Annotated in this window: 17 protein-coding genes and 1 rRNA gene; 9 read left to right on the forward strand and 9 right to left on the reverse strand. The window is 66.8% G+C overall.

Going from position 1 to position 21,248, the window contains the following annotated elements; genetic code table 11:
- Nucleotides 1-27: 27 nt before the first annotated feature.
- From tatC to EZ304_RS11180, 4 genes are all read right to left on the reverse strand, one after another.
- Nucleotides 28-777, reverse strand: coding sequence for a twin-arginine translocase subunit TatC (gene tatC, locus EZ304_RS11165; protein ID WP_032128455.1), 750 nt, complete (start codon nucleotides 775-777; stop codon nucleotides 28-30).
- Nucleotides 774-1,232, reverse strand: a complete 459-nt coding sequence (gene tatB, locus EZ304_RS11170) for a Sec-independent protein translocase protein TatB (protein WP_142807083.1) — start codon at nucleotides 1,230-1,232, stop codon at nucleotides 774-776. Before tatB ends, tatC begins: the two co-directional genes overlap by 4 nt.
- A gap of 15 nt (nucleotides 1,233-1,247) precedes the next feature.
- On the reverse strand, nucleotides 1,248-1,475 hold the full coding sequence (gene tatA / locus EZ304_RS11175) for a Sec-independent protein translocase subunit TatA (RefSeq protein WP_005420453.1): 228 nt from the start codon (nucleotides 1,473-1,475) through the stop codon (nucleotides 1,248-1,250).
- A gap of 75 nt (nucleotides 1,476-1,550) precedes the next feature.
- Nucleotides 1,551-2,444, reverse strand: coding sequence for a lipid-binding SYLF domain-containing protein (locus EZ304_RS11180; protein WP_142807084.1), 894 nt, complete (start codon nucleotides 2,442-2,444; stop codon nucleotides 1,551-1,553).
- Between the two features lie 165 nt (nucleotides 2,445-2,609).
- Here EZ304_RS11180 and hemH point away from each other — a divergent pair, with 165 nt between their 5' ends.
- The 3 genes from hemH to EZ304_RS11195 all read left to right on the forward strand — a co-directional run bounded on the left by hemH (nucleotide 2,610) and on the right by EZ304_RS11195 (nucleotide 6,820).
- Complete coding sequence (gene hemH / locus EZ304_RS11185; RefSeq protein WP_099554330.1) at nucleotides 2,610-3,572, forward strand: ferrochelatase; 963 nt, start codon at nucleotides 2,610-2,612, stop codon at nucleotides 3,570-3,572.
- Nucleotides 3,569-4,423, forward strand: a complete 855-nt coding sequence (locus EZ304_RS11190) for an alpha/beta fold hydrolase (protein ID WP_142807085.1) — start codon at nucleotides 3,569-3,571, stop codon at nucleotides 4,421-4,423. The genes hemH and EZ304_RS11190 overlap by 4 nt, the downstream gene beginning before the upstream one ends.
- Before the next feature lie 297 nt (nucleotides 4,424-4,720).
- Complete coding sequence (locus EZ304_RS11195) at nucleotides 4,721-6,820, forward strand: methyl-accepting chemotaxis protein (protein ID WP_142807086.1); 2,100 nt, start codon at nucleotides 4,721-4,723, stop codon at nucleotides 6,818-6,820.
- A 383-nt stretch (nucleotides 6,821-7,203) separates the two neighbouring features.
- Here the strand turns inward: EZ304_RS11195 and rrf are convergent.
- The 3 genes from rrf to EZ304_RS11210 form a co-directional block, all read right to left on the reverse strand.
- Nucleotides 7,204-7,318, reverse strand: a 5S ribosomal RNA gene (gene rrf, locus EZ304_RS11200).
- Nucleotides 7,319-7,654: 336 nt separating this feature from the next.
- Nucleotides 7,655-9,364 (reverse strand): M28 family metallopeptidase, encoded by a 1,710-nt coding sequence (locus EZ304_RS11205; protein WP_142807087.1) that lies wholly within the window; start codon nucleotides 9,362-9,364, stop codon nucleotides 7,655-7,657.
- 86 nt (nucleotides 9,365-9,450) lie between these two features.
- A complete protein-coding gene (locus EZ304_RS11210; RefSeq protein ID WP_142807088.1) occupies nucleotides 9,451-10,113 on the reverse strand; it encodes a hypothetical protein in 663 nt (220 codons plus the stop codon).
- Nucleotides 10,114-10,208: 95 nt separating this feature from the next.
- On the opposite strand from EZ304_RS11210, the gene EZ304_RS11215 reads away from it, so the two are divergent.
- A complete protein-coding gene (locus EZ304_RS11215; RefSeq protein WP_142807089.1) occupies nucleotides 10,209-11,510 on the forward strand; it encodes a peptidoglycan DD-metalloendopeptidase family protein in 1,302 nt (433 codons plus the stop codon).
- A 108-nt stretch (nucleotides 11,511-11,618) separates the two neighbouring features.
- A complete protein-coding gene (locus EZ304_RS11220; protein WP_142807090.1) occupies nucleotides 11,619-13,067 on the forward strand; it encodes a S41 family peptidase in 1,449 nt (482 codons plus the stop codon).
- 84 nt (nucleotides 13,068-13,151) lie between these two features.
- Here the strand turns inward: EZ304_RS11220 and EZ304_RS11225 are convergent, their stop codons facing one another.
- Complete coding sequence (locus EZ304_RS11225; protein WP_099551644.1) at nucleotides 13,152-13,844, reverse strand: rhomboid family intramembrane serine protease; 693 nt, start codon at nucleotides 13,842-13,844, stop codon at nucleotides 13,152-13,154.
- Nucleotides 13,845-14,069: 225 nt separating this feature from the next.
- Here EZ304_RS11225 and EZ304_RS11230 point away from each other — a divergent pair, with 225 nt between their 5' ends.
- Together EZ304_RS11230 and pnuC are read left to right on the forward strand one after the other, a co-directional pair.
- Nucleotides 14,070-15,422 (forward strand): outer membrane protein transport protein, encoded by a 1,353-nt coding sequence (locus EZ304_RS11230; protein WP_049417761.1) that lies wholly within the window; start codon nucleotides 14,070-14,072, stop codon nucleotides 15,420-15,422.
- Between the two features lie 142 nt (nucleotides 15,423-15,564).
- A complete protein-coding gene (gene pnuC, locus EZ304_RS11235) occupies nucleotides 15,565-16,164 on the forward strand; it encodes a nicotinamide riboside transporter PnuC (RefSeq protein WP_142807091.1) in 600 nt (199 codons plus the stop codon).
- A 119-nt stretch (nucleotides 16,165-16,283) separates the two neighbouring features.
- Here the strand turns inward: pnuC and putA are convergent, their stop codons facing one another.
- Complete coding sequence (gene putA, locus EZ304_RS11240; RefSeq protein WP_142807092.1) at nucleotides 16,284-19,502, reverse strand: bifunctional proline dehydrogenase/L-glutamate gamma-semialdehyde dehydrogenase PutA; 3,219 nt, start codon at nucleotides 19,500-19,502, stop codon at nucleotides 16,284-16,286.
- 274 nt (nucleotides 19,503-19,776) lie between these two features.
- On the opposite strand from putA, the gene EZ304_RS11245 reads away from it, so the two are divergent.
- Nucleotides 19,777-20,253 (forward strand): DUF2244 domain-containing protein, encoded by a 477-nt coding sequence (locus tag EZ304_RS11245; protein ID WP_004153894.1) that lies wholly within the window; start codon nucleotides 19,777-19,779, stop codon nucleotides 20,251-20,253.
- Between the two features lie 11 nt (nucleotides 20,254-20,264).
- Nucleotides 20,265-21,221: a cytochrome c oxidase subunit II gene (gene coxB, locus EZ304_RS11250; RefSeq protein ID WP_099551641.1), complete on the forward strand. Its 957-nt coding sequence runs from the start codon at nucleotides 20,265-20,267 to the stop codon at nucleotides 21,219-21,221.
- Nucleotides 21,222-21,248 lie beyond the last annotated feature (27 nt).

A 21,248-nucleotide genomic window follows, 5' to 3' on the forward strand; every position in this document is an offset into this window, starting at 1 on the left:
CGACTTAATCCCCTCCGTCCCCTTTTTTCAGGCAGCGGGCTTCTTCACTACCGACGACGGCACCAGCCAGCGTGCGGCGTGGATGCCCAGCTCGTATAGCAGGCACATCGGGATCGCCAGCATCAGCTGCGAGACCACGTCCGGCGGGGTCAGCACCGCCGCGACCACGAAGATGCCGACGATCGCGTAACCACGGCCTTCCTTGAACTGCTGCGGCGTCACCCAGCCCAGCAGCACCAGGATCACCATCGCCACCGGCAGTTCGAAGCTGCCGCCGAAGGCGAAGAAGATCGCCAGCACGAAGTCCAGGTAGGCGTTCGCATCCGGGGTGATCGCGATCACGTCCGGGCTGAAGGTGGTGAGGAAGTGGAATACCGCCGGCAGCACCAGGAAGTAGGCGAAGGCACAGCCGGCGTAGAACAGCAGCACCGACGACACCAGCAGCGGCACCGCCAGGCGCTTCTCACGCGCATACAGGCCCGGCGCGACGAACGCCCACAGCTGGTACAGCAGCCACGGCACCGCCACGAACAACGCGACGAAGAAGGTCAGCTTCAGCGGCGCGAAGAAGGCACCTGCCGGATTGGTGGCGATCATCGTCTGCCCGTTGGGCAGCTGCGAGACCAGTGGTTCGGCCAGTGCGTTGTACAGCTTCTGGGTGAACGGCAGCAGCGCCAGCAGCACCACGCCCAGGCCCAACAGTGCGCGCACCAGACGGCCGCGCAGTTCCACCAGGTGTTCGACCAGCGAGCTCTCGCCGAAATCCTGTTCACTCATGGCTGGCGCTCCGTGCTCTGCGCCGGCGGCGCACCGGCTTCAGGGGGTGTCGCCGGGGTCGGCTCGGGAGCAACGCTCTCTTGCGTCGGTTCAACGGCATCGGGCGCGGCACTCATGTGCGGCGGTAGATCCGCTGGTGCCGGTGCACGGACTTCCTGCACCAGATCATCACCCTGCTGCTGCGCCTGCTGGGCTTCGCGACGGATCGCTTCGCCGCTGGCGCGCAGCTGGTTCTCGGTGTCCTGCATGCCCTGGCGCACGTCCTGCATCTGCCGCTTGATGTCCTCGGCCTGCAGTTCGCGCTCCAGTTCCTGTTTCACCGAATCCCACTGATTGCGGGCACGACGCACCCACAGGCCGGCGAAGCGGGCCGCCTTGGGCAGGCGCTCGGGACCGAGCACCACCAGGGCGACCACTGCAATCACCAGCAGTTCGCTGAAGCCGATATCGAACACCGCAACCGCTCCGGATCAGCGAGCGTTACGGTCGTGCTCGTCCTGCGCGGTGCGCGAGGCGTCCTGGCTGCGCGACTCATCGCCCAGCTGCGCGTTCGGCTTGTCCTCGTCGCGCATGCCCTTCTTGAATTCCTTGACCGCCGAACCGAGATCCTTGGCGCCGCTGGTCAGGCGCTTGGTGCCGAACACCAGCAGGACGATGGCCAGCACGACCAACCAATGCCAGATGCTGAAACTGCCCATAAAGACGCTCGTTACGTTAGTGATCAGGCTGTCGAGCATAGCGCACCGGGTGTTAGCCGGCGCGCGTGACGAAAGTCAGTTTCCGCCCAGCGTTTCCGTGCGGATTTCGCCGTTGTTGACCGGCTGGAAGCCCTGCTGCTGCGGCGGCGGGGTCTGCGGCACGTTCTGCAGCGGCGCGGTGGTGGCTTCGGCTGGGGCGGCCGGCGCTGCCTGAACAGGCGCCGGAGCAACCGCCGGGGCCGCTGCCGGACGCGGGGCGCTGCCGCCGTTACCGCTGCGGTTGTTGCGCGCGGCGTAGGTGGCCTCTTCCAGACGGTCGCGGAACGTGACCACATCCATCGACGGCGAACCGGCGGCGCGGCCTTCGAAGATCATGCGCGGCGTGGTGTTGCTGCCGTAGGCGTCCAGATTGGCGGCATCATCGATCTGCAGCACCGCACCATCCAGGGCAACGCCAGCAAACAGACCGCGGGCGCGCGACCAGGACCAGATCTCGGCCTTCAGCTGGCCGTCGGTGGCAGCGGCGGCATTGCGGCCGACTGGGCCGGCGGCGACACCGGCATCGGCGCCCAGCGTGAACTTGCCGTTGACCAGGTTGTCCAGGCTGCGGTCGTTGCGGAACACCAGCACCACATCGGAGGACTGCACGCCGGCCTGGAAGCCGATGCTGCCGCCAGTAAGCTTCACGAACACCGGATTGGACCAGGCGCCGTTGGGCATGCGTACCGACATCAGGCCATGGCCACGACGACCGCCAATGACCAGACCGGCCTTGATCGTGTCGGGAATGACGATGACCGCGCGGCCTTCGTCGAGCAATTTGTCCGGAATGCCCTGTTCAGGGATTTCCTGGATTTCAGCCAGCACGCGCACGGCATTGCGGGCACGCTGGTCTTCCTGCGGTCCGGCCATGGCCTGGCTGGACAGCAGGCTGGCGGCGATCAGCAGGGCTTGGATCGGGCGACGCATGGCAGGCTCCAGAAGTCAGTCCATAGGAAGATATAGCAAGTGACTGAAATTAGTAGTGTTGTCATGAATCCCCAATGAGCGTTCCCTGCTCACATTGATGCGCGCTATGCCTGCAATCCGAACCCTGCATCCCGGCGCGGCACCGGATCGGCGACAATACCGCTCATGCTCGACGCACCCGATACCGCCGTGCTGGCGGTCAACCTAGGCACGCCCGAGACGCCGACGGCCCCCGCCGTACGCCGTTACCTGGCTGAATTCCTGTCCGACCCCCGCGTGGTCTCGATCCCGGCATTGCTCTGGCAGCCGCTGCTGCGTGGACTGATCCTGCCGCTGCGCAGCAGCCGTTCAGCGGCCAAGTACGCCCAGGTCTGGCTGCCGGAGGGCTCTCCACTGATGGTGCATACGCGCCAGCTGGCGCAGGCCATGCAAGCGCTGTTGCCGACCCTGAAGGTTCGCCATGCAATGCGCTATGGCGAACCGGCGCTGGCCAGCGAGCTCGACCGCCTGGCGGCCGACGGTGCGCGCCGCATCGTGGTGCTGCCGCTGTACCCGCAGTACTCCACCACCACCACCGCCTCGGTCGAAGACCGCGTCGATGCCTGGCAGCGCCGCAATCCGGGCATGACCGTGAGCCTGGTGCGCGACTATTCGGTCGATCCGGGCTGGGTCGACGCCGTTGCCGGCTCGATCCGCCGCTACTGGGAACAGCACGGTCGCGGCCAGAAACTGATGTTCTCCTTCCACGGCATCCCGCAGCGCCTGGCCGATGCAGGCGATCCGTATCCGCAGCGCTGCGAGGCCAGTGCGCAGGCCATCGCCAAGGCTCTGGGCCTGGGCAGGGACGAGTGGCAGATGGGTTACCAGTCGCGTTTCGGCCGCGAGCGCTGGCTGCAGCCCTATGCCGAGCCCAGCCTGTGGGCGCTGGCCGAATCCGGCGTGAAGCAGATCGATGTGGTCTGCCCCGGCTTCGCCACCGATTGCCTGGAGACGCTGGAAGAGGTCGCGATGGGCTTCACCGAAACGCTGGCCGAGCGCGGCGCGACGATGCGCTACATCCCCTGCCTCAACGCCGAACCGGAGCACGCACGTGCGCTTGCGCGGCTGGCCGTGGCCTCGCTGGCATGAGTCTGCAACCGTTTGAACTGGAGGTCGGTGGCGCGCGCGTCGCCGGCCTGCGCAACCACGGCGACGGCCCGCGCGTACTGGCCCTGCACGGCTGGCTCGACAACGCGGCCAGCTTCGTGCCGCTGGCGCCGCATCTGTCGTCGTTGCAGCTGGTTGCCATCGACCTGCCCGGCCATGGCCACAGTGCGCATCTGCCGGCGGGTGCCAGCTACACGACCGCAGCCGCGATCTGCCACGTGCTCGATGTTGCTGATGCACTGGGCTGGGACCGCTTCAACCTGCTCGGCCATTCGATGGGCGCCGGCATCGCCAGCCTTACCGCCTCGGTCAGTGATCGCGTGGAGCGGCTGGTGGCGATCGAAGCGCTCGGCGGCCTGCGCGGTCCGGAGGAAGAAACCGCGCATCGCCTGCGCGAGCATGTAAATGCCACGCGTGGGCTGTCACGCAAGCAGCTGCGCGTGTTCCCCGACCTCTCCGCGCCGATCCGCGCGCGGATGATGACCAACCAGCTCAGCGAACGCTGTGCACGGCTGCTGGTCGAGCGCGGCGTGGAACCGGTCGAGGGTGGCTACCGCTGGTGCAGCGATCCGCGCCTGATGCTGCCCACCGCGATCCGCCTGAGCGAAGGGCAAATCGACAACCTGCTGCAGGCCATCGCCTGCCCGACGCAGGTGATCTATGCCACGCCGGCACAGTCCTACTATCCCGAGCCGATGCGCAGCGATCGCCTGCAGCACCTGCGCGATGGGCGATTGGCGGTGTTTCCCGGCAACCATCACCTGCACATGGAAGATCCGGAACAGATCGCAGAAGTGATCCTGAACTTCTTCAACAACGACAACGCCGGCTGAGTCGCGGCGTCCGCGCACTTCACTCTGCGCAGTTGCGGCCGATACATCAGTTGCGGGCCTCTGCGCCTGCAGCACGCAGGCCCGGTCGGGCCTGCGGCGTGTGTCTGGTTCTGCAAGGAAGTCCGCATGCCCGCTCCATTGCACCGTCACCCACAGGATGTGGTCACGGCGCCCCGTCTGCGCGACGTTGATTGCGTCGCATTCCCCGAATTCCCGGTCCATGCCCTGGCCACGCACTCCTGCGTGCGTCTCCGCGTGGCCGTTGTCGTCTGCTGATCCAGGAGTCGCCGATGTCCGTTGCATTCTTCCGCCCCCCCCGATACCGCTCGCCTGCCGCACCTGCAGCAGCTCGCCCGCCGCGCTGATCGCCGCCTGCTGATCTGCAGCACAGCACTGGGCCTGGCCGGCCTGGTGCTGGCCCTGCGTGGCCCGCAGGTCGTGGCCGCTGCGTTGGTCGCTGCGGCGGTGCCGCCCGCGTTGTGGCTGGCAGGTCCGCTGGCGGGCCGCGGTATCGCCAACGGCGGTCTGGCGATCCTGTTGTCGCTGCAGCTGGCCCTGCTGTGCGCGATCACCGGCCTGTCACCGGCATTGCCGGTTGCTCTGTTGCTGGGTGTGCTGCTGGGACACCGCGATCGCCTTCCGGTGTTGCTGGCCGGTGGGGTCGGCACGCTCGCACTGCTGGCCCCGTTGCTGAGCGGTGCCACAGTGTGGCCGACGCTGCTGCAGGCCGGCATGTTCGCGGGCCTGACCCTGTCCCTCGGCCAGGTCGCACTGCGGCTTCGCCAGCAGACGGAGACACTTGGCCATGGCCCGCGTCGCCTTGCCGCGCTGGCACGCGATATCGCCACCGGTGCCGATCTTGGTGCACATGCCGACACCAGCGCCTATGCACCGGGTTCACTGGCCCACGCCCTGGCCGACACTGCACGCCACGTGCAGGCCCAGCGTGGACGCGAGGCGGCGGCGCATGCCGAGAACGCACAGATCCGCCAGGCGCTGGATGCCTCGCGCACCGCGATGATGATCGCCGACAACGACCATGTGATCCGCTATGTAAACCGCTCGGTGGTGGCCCTGCTGCGCAACCAGCAGGCAACGTTGCGACAGGCTTTCCCCGATTTCGACGCCGAGCGCCTGGTCGGCAGCAGCATCCATCGCTTCCACGCCAATCCGGACCGCATCCGCGCCATCCTCAATGGCCTGCAGGTCACGCACAACGGCAAGGTACAGATCGGCCCGGTGCACTTCGCGCAGGTGGTCACGCCGGTGTTCGACGCCCAGGGCGTGCGCCTGGGCTTTGCCGTGGAGTGGCATGACCGGACCCACGAACTCACCCTGGAGAACGCCGTGGCCGGCATCGTCGCTGCGGCCGCCGCCGGTGATCTCGAGCAGCGCCTGCAGGCGACCGAAGGCGCCAGCTTCCTCGACGGCCTCACGGGAGGCATCAACCAGCTGCTCGATACGCTGGGCAGCACTGTCGATGAAGTGCGGCAGATGCTCTCGGCGCTGGCCAACGGCGATCTGGACCGGCGCATGCGCGGCGAGTATCACGGCGCCTTCGCGGCCATCCAGCGCGATGCAAACGCCACGGCAGGCCAGTTGGCGCGCATGGTGGGCCGCATCCAGCAGTGCGCTTCTTCGATCAGTACGGCGGCCAACGAAATTGCTGCTGGCAACGGTGCCCTGTCCGAGCGTAGCGAACGCCAGGCCGCGCACCTCCAGGAAACCGCGGCATCAATGGAGGAGCTGACCGCCACCGTGCGCCAGAACGCCGCCCATGCGCGTGAGGCCAGCGCGCTGGCGGCCTCCACGCAGAATGCCGCCAGTGATGGCAATACGGCCATGCAGCGGGTCGTCGACACCATGCAGGCCATCGAGGGCGCGTCGAAGCGGATCGGCGACATCACCGGCGTCATCGACGGCATCGCCTTCCAGACCAACATCCTTGCGCTCAACGCAGCAGTGGAAGCGGCACGCGCCGGCGAGCAGGGCCGTGGCTTCGCCGTGGTGGCCAGTGAAGTGCGAGTGCTGGCACAGCGTTCGGCGGCGGCAGCCCAGGAGATCAAGAAGCTGATCGACGAGGCCGGCCGGCAGGTGGGCGAAGGTGCCCAGTTGGTGGCGGATGCCGGCCAACGCATGCAGGGGATCGTCGGCGGGGTGGAGAACGTCAGCCATCTGATGCGCGAGATATCCGCGGCGTCGCAGGAACAGTCGATCGGTATCGAGCAGATCAACCAGACCGTGGTGCAGATGGACCAGGCCACGCAGCAGAATGCTGCGCTGGTGGAGGAAGCGACTGCCGCAGCACGCGAGCTGCAGTCGCAGGCGGGAACGCTGGACGATGCAGTTTCGGTGTTCCGTCGGCAGGAGTCGCAGGACGTGGCGCTGGTCGCCTGATCTCGGCCTTCAACACGATCCATGTGAAGACGGCGCCCGCAGGGCGCCGTCTTTTTTTGCGTGTTCTGCGTGATGGGTCACGCGATACAGCTGCCGACCTCTTGGTTACCGCTGTAGCGCCTCGCAGAGAGCATCCACGCATGGCGTGGATCTACCTGGTAGTGCCGGCCGCTGGCCGGCAAACGATCGCTGTGTGCGCCTGCTGTTGGTAGCGGCCAACCTTGGTTGGCGCCGCTGTTCCTCGCAGGGGGTATTCACGGATGGCGTGGATCTACCGGGCGATGTAACACCATCGGGTTGCCGGCCGACGGCCGGCACTACCCGCCGTTTCCTGCGCACAAAGAAAAACCCCGCTGCGTGAGCAGCGGGGTTTTGGGTGTAAACCCTGGCGATGACCTACTCTCGCATGGCTTGAGCCACACTACCATCGGCGCAGCTGCGTTTCACTTCCGAGTTCGGGATGGGATCGGGTGGTTCCACAGCGCTAATTTCACCAGGGAGCGAACTCGGAAGTGAAACGCAGCTGCGCCGATGGTAGTGTGGCTCAAGCCATGCGAGAGTAGGTCATCGCCAGGGTTTACACCCAAAACCCCGCTGCTCACGCAGCGGGGTTTTTCTTTGTGCGCAGTAAATGCGGGTAGTGCCGGCCGCTGGCCGGCAACCCGATGGCGTCACATCGCCCGGTAGATCCACGCCATGCGTGGATGGGGCGCTCGCCGTGTAAAGAGGTGCCAACCAAGGTTGCCACCCACCAATGGCGGAGCGCACAAAAAAAGCGGCGCCCCGTGGGGCGCCGCTCTGCTCTCAACGATGTTCAGTCGAGAATGGCCCGGCTTACTTCGCCGAAGCCTTGTCCTTCATCATCGCGTCGCGGGCCGCCTTGAACGGGTTGCCCTCATACCAGTTCGGCCAACGATCGCCACCGGCCAGTTCCTTGCCGACGCCGTACATCAGCTGCAGGTCTTCGACGGTACCGTCAAGCTTCCAGGTGGACGCATCGAACTCGTCCTTCGGGCCGTGGTAACGGTTGGCACCGTAGTCCGCAGCGGCCTTGCGGCCGGCGTCCACACCACCCTCGCGCAGATCCTCGCCACCATCGGCGTACAGGGCCGGCACGCCGGCCTTGGCGAAGTTGAAGTGGTCCGAACGGAAGTAGAAGCCGCTCTGCACCGAAGTCTCACCGTGCAGCGTACGGTTCTGGGCCGCAGCCAGCGGCTTGAGGATGTCTTCCAGTTCCGAGCTGCCGAAGCCGGTGACGGTCACGTCCTTGGCACGGCCGGCCACGGACATCGCGTCGATGTTGATCACACCGGCGATCTTGTCCAGCGGGAAGGTCGGGTGGGAGACGTAGTACTTCGAACCCAGCAGGCCGGATTCTTCCAGGGTCACCGCCAGGAACACCACCGAACGTTCGGGCTTCGGATCCTGGTGGGCCATTGCTTCGGCCACCTCAAGGATGCCGGCCACGCCGGTCGCGTTGTCGACCGCACCGTTGTAGATGTTGTCGCCGGTTTCACCCTCGTGCTTGCCCAGGTGGTCCCAGTGCGCCATGTACAGCACGGCCTCGTCGGCACGCTTGCTGCCCGGCAGCACGCCCACCACGTTGCGCGACTGCTTCTGCGCGATCTGGCTCTTCAGGTCGACCGCGGCGGTGGCCTTCAGTGGCACCGGCTTGAAGCCGCGCTTGCTCGCATCCTTGTAAGCCTGCGCCAGGTCCAGGCCTGCACCGGCAAACAGCGCCTTGGCCGCGTCGGCACTCAGCCAGCCCTGCACCGGAATACGGGCCTCCGGGTCATCCTTGGCCGGCAGGTCGTACTGGGGGCCAGCCCAGGAGTTCTTCACCACGTCCCAGCCATAGGAGGCACCGGCGGTGTCATGCACGATCAGCGCCGCGGCGGCGCCCTTGCGAGCGGCCTCCTCGAACTTGTACGTCCAGCGGCCGTAGTAGGTCATGCGCTTGCCGTCGAAGAGCTTCGCGTCGTCGACGTGGAAGCCCGGATCGTTGACGAACATCACGACCGTCTTGCCCTTCCAGTCCTGGCCGGCATAGTCGTTCCACTTCTGCTCCGGCGCATCGACGCCGTAGCCGACGAACACCAGGTCGCTGGCATCGACCTTCACCTCGGACTGGCCGGTACGGGTGCCGACCACCATGTCGGTGCCGAATTTCAGTTCGGTGGTCTTGCCACCCTGGGTGATCTTCAACACCGTCGATGCGTCGGCCGTGGTCTCGGTCATCGGCACGTCCTGGAACCAGCTGTCACCGTTGCCCGGCTGCAGGCCGATGCGCTGCATCTGGTCGCGGATGTAGTTGACCGTCAGTTCCTCGCCCTTGCTGCCCGGGGCGCGGCCTTCGAATTCATCCGAGGCCAGGGTCTTGACCATCTCGGCGAAGTCGCCGGCGTTGATCTCGGGGGAGAACGCATGGGCCGCCGGCTTGGCAGCGGCGGTGTCGGTGGCCGGCGCGGGCGCCGGAGTGTCTTCGCCTTTGCAGGCACTGAGCGCGGCCGCAGCGGCCAGGCACAGGAGGAGTTTGCGGGGCATCGTCGATTCCTGGAAAACAAAGGGCGGCCGCACCTCGTGTACGACCGGTAACAGCGAGTATCACCGAACCGATGGGCGCGGTGTGCTCAGTCCGCCGGAGCGGTTTCGGTGTCGAACGGGATCGGCTCGGCGCCGGTGACCGGGCCGATGCGGGCGGTGCGGTGCACGTACAGCACCACCTCGCGCTCGAACTGCAACGGGCCGTCGACCACGGCATTCGGGCCGATGATCACGCGTGGCTTGCGGCTGGCGGTCAGCGAGACGCTGAAGTTCGGCTTGCGCACGTGCACACCGCCCTTGACCTGCGAACCGATGCCCACGGTGATGTCACCGTTGACTGTTTCCACGTCGTTGCCGACGCGGCTTTCAACCAGGCCGATGCCACCGTTCACGGTTTCGACGCCGCCTTCGATCTGGCTGCCGCGATCGCTGAAGATGCTGCCGTTGACGGTGCTGACGTTGCCATGGGCGATTACTTCGCGGCCCAGGCGTACACCGCCGTTGACCGTTTCAATCTTGCCGGTACGTGCACGGTCGGCCACCTTGACCCCGCCGTTGACGGTGTCGATGCTGCCGGTCTCGACGCCTTCACCAACCCGGATGCCGCCGTTGACGGTGTCCAGCTTGCCGTAGCGCTGGCCGGGTTCGGCGCTGATGCTGCCGTTGACCTTGCTGATGTTTTCCTGTGCTGCCACCGGCGCGGTGACCAGCAGTACGCCCAACAGCAGCGGAATGGAGAGAGCTTTCATGGGGACCTCGATGGATGTGCGGCTGGCAGGCCGCGTGCGGAGATGTCACCATTCCCCGGTAGCCCCCGCAACTGCCTGAAGTCACTGGAAAGCCCTTGCGCGACAACGCCTTCCCATCACGCCGACATCACATCGCCGCTGCCCGCGGCGGGCGCTGCCTGCTGTTGGGGCTGGCCTTGGCACTGGCGTTGCCGCTGCCGGGTGCCGCGCAGACCACGCGCGAGACCGAGCGCAGGCTGCAGAAGCTGCGTACCGAGTTGAAGGGCGTGGCGCAGGAGCGCCGGCAGATCGAGGGCCAGCGCGGCCAGGCATCACAGCAACTGCGCGAGGCCGACGAGAAGGTCGCCCGCAGTGGCCGCGCGCTTGCGCAGACCGAAACCGCGCTGCGCGAGCAGAGCCGGTCGCTGGCCGAAGCCGAGCAGCGCCGCAGCACCCTGCAGGCCAACCTGGCCCAGCAGCACCGCGAGCTGGCCGGCCTGCTGCGCGCGGCCTATCAGCTGGGCAACCATGCACCGTTGAAGCTGCTGCTGTCGCAGGACACGGTGGCCGACGCCAACCGTGCCCTGGCCTACCACCGCTACCTGCAGCGCGAACGTGCGCAGCGCATCACTACGCTGACCGCGGACCTGAAGGAACTGGAAGTGCTCCAGGCGCAGATCGCCGAACGCCAGCAGAAGCTGCAGGGCGCACAGCGCGACCAGAAACAGCAGGCGGCCACGTTGGCCGCCGACCGCCGCGACCGCGCACAGACCGTGGCCTCGCTGGACGAACGATTCAAGGACCGGCGCGAGAAGGAACAGGCGCTGGGCCAGGACGCCAAGGCACTGGAAACGCTGCTGGCCAACCTGCGTGCCGCAGCGGCCCGGGCCGAAGCCGAGCGCCGCGCCGCCGCGCGTCGGGCAGCCGCTGAAAAGGCTGCTGCCGAGCGTGCCGCACGCCAGGCCGCCGCGCAGGGCCGCCCGCCACCGCCGCCCACCAAGGTCCCGCCTGCCGTGGCTTCCGCGCCGGCGCCGAAGGTGGGGGGCCTGGGCTGGCCGTTGTCGGGCAACCTGCTGGCCCGCTACGGCGGAAAGCTGCCCGACGGCCGCACCAGCAGCGGTGTGTTGATCGGCGCGCCCGCCGGCAGCACCGTCACCGCCGTGGCCGACGGCACCGTGGTGTTCTCCGATTGGATGACCGGCTACGGCATGATCCTGATCGTCGATCACGGCAACGGCTACATGAGCCTGTACGCGCACAACGACACCCTGCTGAAGGATGCGGGTGCCCGGGTCAGCCGCGGCGATGCGGTGGCCAAGGTCGGCAACTCGGGTGGGCAGGGCGTCACCGCGCTGTATTTCGAGCTGCGTCGTGGTGGGCAGCCGGTCAACCCGGACAGCTGGCTGCAGCGGCGCTGAATCCGGCATCGCCGCGTACGGGTCGGATTCAACGGGAATTTAGCTGTGCTTCGCGCATAATCGGTGCATGTGCCTTGGGCACGATGCCAACGTCGACAGGAGTGATCCATGCGCGCAGCCCGTACCGCCACCCTCTTGCTGGCCTTGTTGCCGGCGCTGTCCTGGGCGCAGCAGACTGCGCCCGCCCCGAGCCAGGAAACCAGCGGGCAGGCAGCGAACAGCGAGGAGGCGGTGACCTCGAAGGTGCCGCTGGAGGACATCCGCCGCTTCGTGGCCGTGTACAACGCGGTGCGTGCCGCTTATGTCGACCCGGTCGATGACAAGAAGCTGATGCAGTCGGCGGTGCGCGGCCTGTTGCTCGACCTCGACCCGCACAGCACCTATTTCAACAAGGAAGACGCGCAGGCCTTCGATGAGCAGGCCAACGGCGCCTACGAAGGCATCGGCGTGGAGCTGCAGCAGCAGCCCGACAACGCCAGCATGAAGGTGATCTCGCCGATCGACGACACGCCGGCAGCCAAGGCCGGCATCCTCGCCGGTGACCTGATCATCGCCATCGACGGCAAGCCGATCAGCGCCATTGATGCGAGCGAACCGTTGCGTGGCCCGGCCGGCAGCAAGGTGGTGCTGACCATCGTGCGTGCGGGCAAGCCGAAGCCGTTCGACGTCAGCCTCACCCGCCAGACCATCCGCGTGACCAGCGTGCGCAGCCGCCTGCTGGAACCGGGCTATGGCTACATCCGCCTGAGCACCTTCCAGGCCGACACCGGGTCGGACTTCCAGAAGCACGTGCAGCAGCTGCAGAAGCAGTCCGGTGGCCAGCTCAAGGGCCTGGTGCTGGATCTGCGCAGCAACCCGGGTGGACTGCTGACCGCCGCCGTGCAGGTGGCCGACGACCTCCTCGAGAAGGGCAACATCGTCAGCACCCGCGGCCGCATCAGCATCAGCGATGCACGGTTCGATGCGACTCCGGGCGACCTGCTGAAGGGCGCGCCGGTGGTGGTGCTGGTCGATGCCGGTTCGGCCAGTGCCTCGGAAGTGCTGGCCGGTGCGCTGCGCGACAACAAGCGCGCGCGCGTGGTCGGCAGCCGCACCTTCGGCAAGGGCTCGGTGCAGACCGTGCTGCCGCTGGACAACGGTGACTCGGTGAAGCTGACCACCGCGCGTTATTACACGCCCAGCGGCAAGTCGATCCAGGCCACCGGCATCGTGCCGGAGGTCGAATTCAAGCCTGCCGCGCGCCCCGAAGATGACGCGTTGCCGGCCAGCCTGAGCGATTACAGCGAAGCGACGCTGCCGGGGCATCTGCGTGGCGACGACGAAGGCACCGAGGGCTACCACGCCGGCGCGGTGCTGCCGGGCGACGGCCCGATCAACGATGCGCTGGCCGAATTGAAGAATCCCGGTTCGGTGGCTGCACGGTTGAAGGCCGAAGCGGCGAAGGCAGATGCGGCCAAGGCCGCGAAGGCCGCTGCGGCGAAGCCGGAAGCCAAGGCCGAGTCGAAGCCGGAAGCAAAGCCGGAAGCAAAGCCCGCACCGGCCCCGGCCAAGCCGTGAGGTAGCGCCGGGCCATGCCCGGCGTCGGCTCAAGGGCGGAAGAAGAACACAAATGCCGGCCAGCGGCCGGCACTACCGGGGCGGTCAGAACCCGTGCCGCTTGCGCAGCCGGCGTGCGATCGCCGCACGAACGTAGACTCCGTACACCAGGCCAAACATGAAGCCGCCGATGTGGGCCCACCATGCCACCATGCCGAAGCTCGGGCCGATATGGGCGAACACCACCTGCAGCGCGGCCCACACGCCGATCAGCAGGTAGGCCGGGGCCCGCACGAACTCCAGGAACAGGCCGAGCGGGATCACCACGCCCAGCCGCGCCCCCGGGAACAGGGCCAGGTAGGCGCCGATCAGTGCCGAGACCGCGCCACTGGCACCGATGATGATCTGGTCCGGGCTGCCCATGGTGTAGATGGCCACCAGGTTGGACACCGCGCCGCCGACCAGGAACAGCAGCAGCAACCGCCACGGGCCCAGCACCCGCTCGGCGGGCAGGCCGAAGATCAGCAGGAAGACCAGGTTGCCCAGCAGATGCGACCAGTCCGCGTGCAGGAACAGGGCGGTGAACAGGCGCAGCACGCTGCCGTCCTGCAGCGTCGCCCACCAGTCGAGCGGGTGGGTCAGGCCGGTGGACAGGGCGCCCCAGTCCAGCCAGAGGCTGCCGCGGGCATCGTCCGGGCGCGAGATCGACCACAGGAACGCCAGCCACAGTGCCGCAAACAGCACGGGCGTGGCCCAGCGCAGGGCCGCCTTCTTGCGCGACGGGAGGGAGACGAACATGGCACTAGCCTAGCGTGCGGGCGCTTGCGACGGGGATTGTCCTGTTCAGCTTTTGAGACGAAAAAACCGCCTGCGCCGTTATTGTTTCATTAACGGCTCTGGGTAATACTCGCATACGGCGTCGTATGTCGGGAGGGGAATCCGGCGCGCTTCGACGGGCCCCCGGGCCTGGCGGGCGCAGGCGCACTCAGAGCACCATCACCGCTTACCGGAGAGAGAACTACGATGCAAACCGCTTCCACCATTGCCCGTCTGACCCTGCTGGCCGTCGGCGTTGCCGGTGCGCTGGCCGCCGCCGACGCCAACGCCGCTGCCTTCCAGCTGAAGGAAAACAGCGCCAAGGGCCTCGGCCGCGCGTTCGCCGGCTCCGGCAGCGCCGAAGGCGACGCCTCCATTATCGCCGTCAACCCGGCCGGCATGCGCCAGCTGGATGGCACCCTGATTCAGGGTGACCTGAGCGCCATCAGCTTCAAGGCCGAGTTCAAAGGCCAAGGCCGTAAGCCGACCGGCGCCGCGCAGACCGGCGGTGACGGCGGCGACGCAGGAATGATCGCCCCGGTTCCGGCCGCGTACTTCCATATGCCGGTCGGTGAGAAGGCCCACTTCGGTGTGTCGCTGACTGCTCCGTTTGGTTTCAAGACCCAGTACGACAATGGTTGGGTGGGTCGCTACAGCGGCCTGAAGACCGATTTGAAGGCCATCGATCTTGGCTTCGCCGCATCCTATGACGTGAACCCGTACGTCTCCTTTGGCGCGTCGGTGTTCGTCGAGCACCTGACTATCGAGCTGAGCAACAACATCGATTTCGGTACTGCGCTGGCCCAGGCCCGCGTGCCGGGTTACGCCCCGGGCAGTGCCGATGGCAAGCTGACCGTCGAAGGCGACAACAATGCAGTGGGCTGGACGGTCGGTGGTCTGTTCTCGATCGATGAGAACACCCACATCGGCCTGAGCTACCGCTCCAAGGTTACGCACAAGATCACCGGTGGCGATGCCACCTTCCTGATGCCGAACGACAATGGCCGCACCGCGACCATCCTGGGACAGACTCAGCCGGGCCAGTTCGTCAGCACCAGTGGCAAGGCAACCGTAAAGCTGCCGGCGTCGGCAACCCTCAGCGTGACCCACAAGGTCAACGACCGCTGGACCGTGATGGGTGACGTCACCCGCACCGCTTGGTCGACCGCATTCGACGCTGTCACCATCGACTATGCTTCGGCCCAGAAGGACTCTGTGCTGGACTTCGGCTATCGCGATACCACCTTCGTGTCGCTGGGTGCGGACTACAAGCTGAGCGATACCGTCACCCTGCGCGGTGGTGTCGCGCTGGACCAGACCCCGACTACCGACGCACATCGCGATGTCCGCGTGCCAGATACCAGCCGCAAGTGGCTGTCGCTGGGCGTGGGCTGGACCCCGTCTGCGAACACCGAATACAACTTTGGCTACACCCACCTGTTCACCAGCGACCCGAACGTGAACATCAAGCCGACTACCAACAACCAGGGCAACTCGCTGGCTGGCAAGTACAAGGTCCGTGGCGACGTACTGGCAGCTTCGTTCCAGTACAAGTTCTGATTCGGGCGACTGCCTGAAGCAGTACGAAGGAGGCCCCGCGCAAGCGGGGCCTTTTTTTGTGTGGGGATGGTTCGGGGCATCCACGCATGGCGTGGATCTACCGGGTTGTCCACGCAGCGCACGGATCCACGACAATGGCGCCATGAACCTGTCCGATCCGAACTTCCAGCTGGAGCTTGCCGCAAACATCGCCGTCGCCGGCTCGATCCTGCTGGCCGGCCGCAACAACGTGCACACCTGGTGGCTGGGCATCGTCGGCTGCGCGCTGTTCGCGGCAGTGTTCGAGCGCTCGCATCTGTATGCGGACATGGTGCTGCAGTTCTTCTTCATTGCCATCAGCGTGCTGGGCTGGTGGCAGTGGCTGCGTGGCGATCACGGTGCGCCGCTGCCGATCACCGCGTTGCGACCACGCGCGTGGGCCTGGCTGGCGCCGCTGGCGGTGGTGGCGACCTTCGGCTACGGCTGGATGCTGACCCGCCTGACCAACGCCTACGCGCCCTACATCGATTCGGCGGTGCTGGTGCTCAGCGTGATCGCCCAGATCCTGATGATGCGGCGCAAGCTGGAATCGTGGTGGGTGTGGCTGCTGGTGAACACCGTGGCGGTACCGCTGTACTACAGCCGAGGCCTGCACCTGACCTCGATCCTGTACGTGGGCTTCTGGATCAACGCACTGGTGGCGTTGCGTCACTGGCGCCATCTGATGCGGACCGGGACCAAGGCAGCCCCGGAAACCGTGTAGAGCCGAGCCCGTGCTCGGCTACGCCAGGAAAGCCGAGCGTGGGCTCGGCTCTACAGGAAGAGAAAGCACAAAAAACCCCGCTTTCGCGGGGTTTTTCGTTTACTGCATCAACCGGACGATCAGTCGCCCAGGGTCAGCAGCGAGGCGTTGCCGCCGGCGGCGGTGGTGTTCACCGTCACCGTCTTCTCGGTGGCGAAGCGCAGCAGGTAGTGCGGGCCGCCGGCCTTCGGGCCGGTGCCGGACAGGCCCTGGCCGCCGAACGGCTGCACGCCGACCACCGCGCCGATCTGGTTGCGGTTGACGTAGACGTTGCCGACGTGGACGCCGTTGCTGATGCGATCAACGGTCTCGTCGATGCGCGAATGCACGCCCAGGGTCAGGCCGTAGCCGGTGGCGTTGATCTGGTCGATCACCGCGTCGAGCTGGTCGCCCTTCCAGCGGATGACGTGCAGGACCGGACCGAACACTTCCTTCTGCAGCTGGCCCAGGTCCGTCAGTTCGTACGCGCGCGGTGCGAAGAAGGTGCCATTGGCGGCTTCGGCAGACAGCTCGGCGGCGGCGATCAGGCGTGCTTCGCGGTCCATGCGCGCGGCGTGGTCCTGCAGGATCTTCAGCGCGTCAGCATCGATCACCGGGCCGACGTCGGTGGACAGCTGGCCGGGGTTGCCGACCTTCAGCTCCTTCATCGCACCGGCCAGCATGGTCATCACCTTGTCGGCGATGTCGTCCTGCACGAACAGCACGCGCGCGGCCGAGCAACGCTGGCCGGCGGAGGTGAAGGCCGAACCGATCGCGTCCTTGACCAGCTGTTCCGGCAGCGCCGAGGAGTCGGCGATGAAGGCGTTCTGACCACCGGTCTCGGCAATCAGCACACCGATGGCGGCGTCACGTGCGGCCATCGCGCGGTTGATCGCACGGGCGGTGTCGGTGGAGCCGGTGAAGGCCACGCCGGCCACGCGCGGGTCGGCAGTGAGCGCGGCACCGACGGTGGCACCGTCGCCCGGCAGGAACTGCACCACCTCGGCCGGCACGCCGGCGTCGTGCAGCAGCTTCACCGCGTAGTAGCCGATCAGGTTGGTCTGCTCGGCCGGCTTGGCGATGACGCTGTTGCCGGCGGCCAGGGCGGCAGCGACCTGGCCCAGGAAGATCGCCAGCGGGAAGTTCCACGGGCTGATGCAGACGAACACGCCGCGGCCGTGCAGCTGCAGCTCGTTCGATTCACCGGTCGGGCTCGGCAGCTTCTCGGCGTGGCTGAACTGCTCGCGCGCCTGCTTGGCGTAGTAGCGCAGGAAATCCACGGCTTCGCGCACTTCGGCGATGCTGTCGGGCAGGCTCTTGCCGGCTTCCTTCACGCACAGCGCCATGAACTCCGGCATGCGTGCTTCCAGCTGGTCGGCGGCGTGCTCGAGGATGGCGGCGCGGCTGGCGGCCGGGGTGCGGTTCCAGGCCGGCTGCGCGGCCACGGCATTGGCCAGCGCCTTCTGCACGGTGGCGGCATCGGCGGCCAGCCACTGGCCGACCACTTCGCGGGTATCGGCCGGGTTGGTCACCGGCAGCGCGGCGCCGGCCGGGTTGGCACCCGGCACCAGCGGAGCGGCCTGCCAAGGCTTCACAGCCGCGTTGATCTGCTCGGCCAGGGCGCGCAGTTCGTTGTCGTTGGCGAGGTTGGCGCCCATGGAGTTCTTCCTGTCGTGGTTCTGGCTGCGCAGCAGGTCAACCGGCAGCGGGATCTTGGGATGCGGAATCGAAGCGAACGAGGACACCATCTCGACCGGATCACGGATCAGGTCGGCGATCGGCACGCGCTCGTCGGTGATGCGGTTGACGAAGCTGGAGTTGGCGCCGTTTTCCAGCAGGCGGCGCACCAGGTACGGCAGCAGGTCTTCATGCGAACCGACCGGCGCGTACACGCGGCAGGGCAGGCCCAGGCGGTCGGCCGGCACCACTTCGGCGTACAGGTCGTCGCCCATGCCGTGCAGCTTCTGGTGCTCGTACACGCCGCCGTTGGCGATGCTGCGCACTGCCGCGATGGTGTGCGCGTTGTGCGTGGCGAACATCGGGTAGATCGCGTCGGCATGGGTGAACAGGCGCTTGGCGCACGCGAGGTAGGACACGTCGGTGTTCTGCTTGCGGGTGAACACCGGGTAGCCCGGATAGCCTTCGATCTGCGCGCGCTTGATCTCGGCGTCCCAGTACGCGCCCTTGACCAGGCGCACCTGCAGGCGGCGACCGGCGCGGCGCGCCATGTCGGCCAGGTGGTCGATCGTGTACGGGGTGCGCTTCTGGTAGGCCTGCACGACCACGCCGAAGCCATCCCAGCCGGCCAGCGAGGCATCGCCGAACACCTGTTCGATGATGTCCAGTGACAGTTCCAGGCGGTCGGACTCTTCGGCGTCGACGGTGCAGCCGATGCCGTAGCTCCTGGCCAGCTGCGCCAGTTCCAGCACGCCCGGCACCAGGTCGGTCAGCACGCGCTCGCGCTTGGCGTGCTCGTAGCGCGGGTACAGCGCCGACAGCTTGATGGAGATGCCCGGCGCGTTGTTGACGTCGCCGTCCGGACGGCCGCCGCGTGCCTTGTGATCGCCGCCGATGGCGTGGATCGCACGACGGTAGTCTTCCAGGTAGCGCAGCGCGTCCTTCATGGTCAGCGCGCCTTCGCCCAGCATGTCGAAGGAATAGCGGTAGCTGGCGTTGTCGCCCTTGTGCGAGCGCGACAGCGCTTCGCTGATGGTGCGGCCCATGACGAACTGGTGGCCCATGATCTTCATCGCCTGGCGCACGGCCAGGCGCACCACCGGCTCACCCACGCGGCCGACCAGACGCTTGAACGCGCTGGGCGCATCGGCGCGGGTAGCGTCGTTCATCTGCACCAGCTTGCCGGTCAGCATCAGGCCCCAGGTGGAGGCGTTGACCAGCACCGAGTCGCTGCCGCCCAGATGCTTTTCCCAGTCGGCATCGGCCAGCTTGTCGCGGATCAGCTTGTCGGCGGTGTCCTGGTCCGGAATGCGCAGCAGCGCCTCGGCCACGCACATCAGCAGCACGCCTTCCTCGCTGCCCAGGTCGTACTGGCGCATGAAGGCTTCGATCGCGCCCTGGTCCTTGGCACGCACGCGCACGCGGCCGACCAGGTCGGCCGCCAGCGCCTGCACCTTGGCCTGCTCATCGGCGGGCAGGCGGGCCTGGGCCAGCAGCTCGCGCACGTGGCTGGCCTCGTCCTTCAACCAGGCATCGGTGATGGCCTGGCGGAACGGGTTGGGGGGCGCCGGCAGTTCCGGCGACAGCAGCGCGCCGGGACGCGGAGCGTCGTGGGCGGCAGGGGAGGAGGAAGGTGCGTTCATGCCGGTCCGGCCAGTGGAAAACTTGGCGATTTTAAACATTTTTGCGGCCTTCGGAAGTGCCGCACAGACACCTTCATGAAGGGCTGATAGCCCCTAACGGTGGTGGATTCGGCGTGTTCATAAAACCCGTCCATATTTGTGCCGAATTCGTCATTCGCGCCGCCGACCTCATGCTGTGTTGCAGCATGGGAAAAAGTGTGAATGCACCCTTGCTACCGGCGAGACGGCGGGGCTACCATCGAGACGTTTCCCGCGGCAGGAACGCGGTTGCGACATGATCGAGGTGCTTCCAGCTCCGGATGGATCAGGTACGCAGCTGCGGCTGCGTCCCCCACGGGCGCTCGATGCCCGGCAGTTCGTCCTGTTGTTCACCGTGTTGTCGGGTGCGATGTGGCTGGTGTCCGCCCTCGGGTGGTTGGCCGGCAATGCATTCGCCCCCCTGTTCGCGCTGCTGTACAGCCTGGTGCTGGCGGCGGCGCTGCGTGCCTTGTGGCGCAGCGGTGAACGGCAGGAGGAGATCCGGGTAGTGCCGGCGTACGTGGAGGTCATCCCCGTACCCGGTGGATCGCCGGTGTTCCGGGCCCATCCCCACTGGGTGCGCCTGCTCACCGACGATGAGAGGGTCCGGCTGGCATCCAGCGGCCGGCAGGTGGAGGTGGGGAGTTTCCTCGCGCCGGCCGAACGTCAGACGCTCGCAGAGACACTTGAAAGCTTGCTCGCCGCCAGCGATGGCGGCAACCGACGACGCTAAGGGTCTAGGCAATGAAGCAAAGCAGCAGGTGGGGCACGAAGTGCGTGAACGCGGTTGCCGCTGTGCTGGCGACCGGGGGACTGATGCCGGCGTTGGCCTGGGCCCAGGCGGCCGATCCGAAGCCGTGGCAGCTGAACATGGGCAAGGGGGTGACCCAGACCTCGCGCCTGGCCTGGGAATCGAACAACCTCTCGTTGATCATCTGCACGGTGATCGGCGTCATCGTGTTCGGGGCGATGGCCTACGCCATCTTCAAGTTCCGCAAATCCAAGGGCGCGGTCGCGGCCACCTTCAGCCACAACACCAAGGCCGAGATCATCTGGACGGTGATCCCGGTGATCATCCTGATCGTGATGGCATGGCCGGCCACGGCCAACCTGATCAAGATGTACGACACCCGCGATGCCGAGATGACGGTCAAGGTCACCGGCTACCAGTGGATGTGGAAGTACGAATACCTCGGCGAGAACGTCACCTTCACCAGCCGCCTGGACCGCGAGTCCGACCGGGTGCGGCAGAGCGGCATCGTGCCGACCCGCGAAAGCCATCCGCACTACCTGCTGGATGTCGACAACCGCCTGGTGCTGCCGGTCGATACCAAGGTGCGCTTCGTCATCACTTCCGACGACGTGATCCACGCCTGGTGGGTGCCGGCGCTGGGCTGGAAGCAGGACGCCATTCCCGGTTTCATCAATGAAGCCTGGACCAGCATCGAACAGCCTGGCGTGTACCGCGGCCAGTGTGCCGAGCTGTGCGGCAAGGACCACGGCTTCATGCCGATCGTGGTCGAGGCGGTGTCCAAGGAAGACTTCAAGCAGTGGTTGGCGCAGCGCAAGCCGGCGCCGCCCACCGAGCCGGCAACGCCGGCGGCACCTGCAGAACCGGCTGCTCCTGCGAGCGAGGCACCGGCAGCACCTGCTGCTGCCGAAGCCGGCAGCGCACCTGCCACCGCAGCCAGCGGCGCGTGATGTAAAGCCCGCGGCCGCCAGCGGCCG

This window comes from Stenotrophomonas maltophilia (assembly GCF_006974125.1).
In the GTDB taxonomy this organism is placed as follows: domain Bacteria; phylum Pseudomonadota; class Gammaproteobacteria; order Xanthomonadales; family Xanthomonadaceae; genus Stenotrophomonas; species Stenotrophomonas maltophilia_O.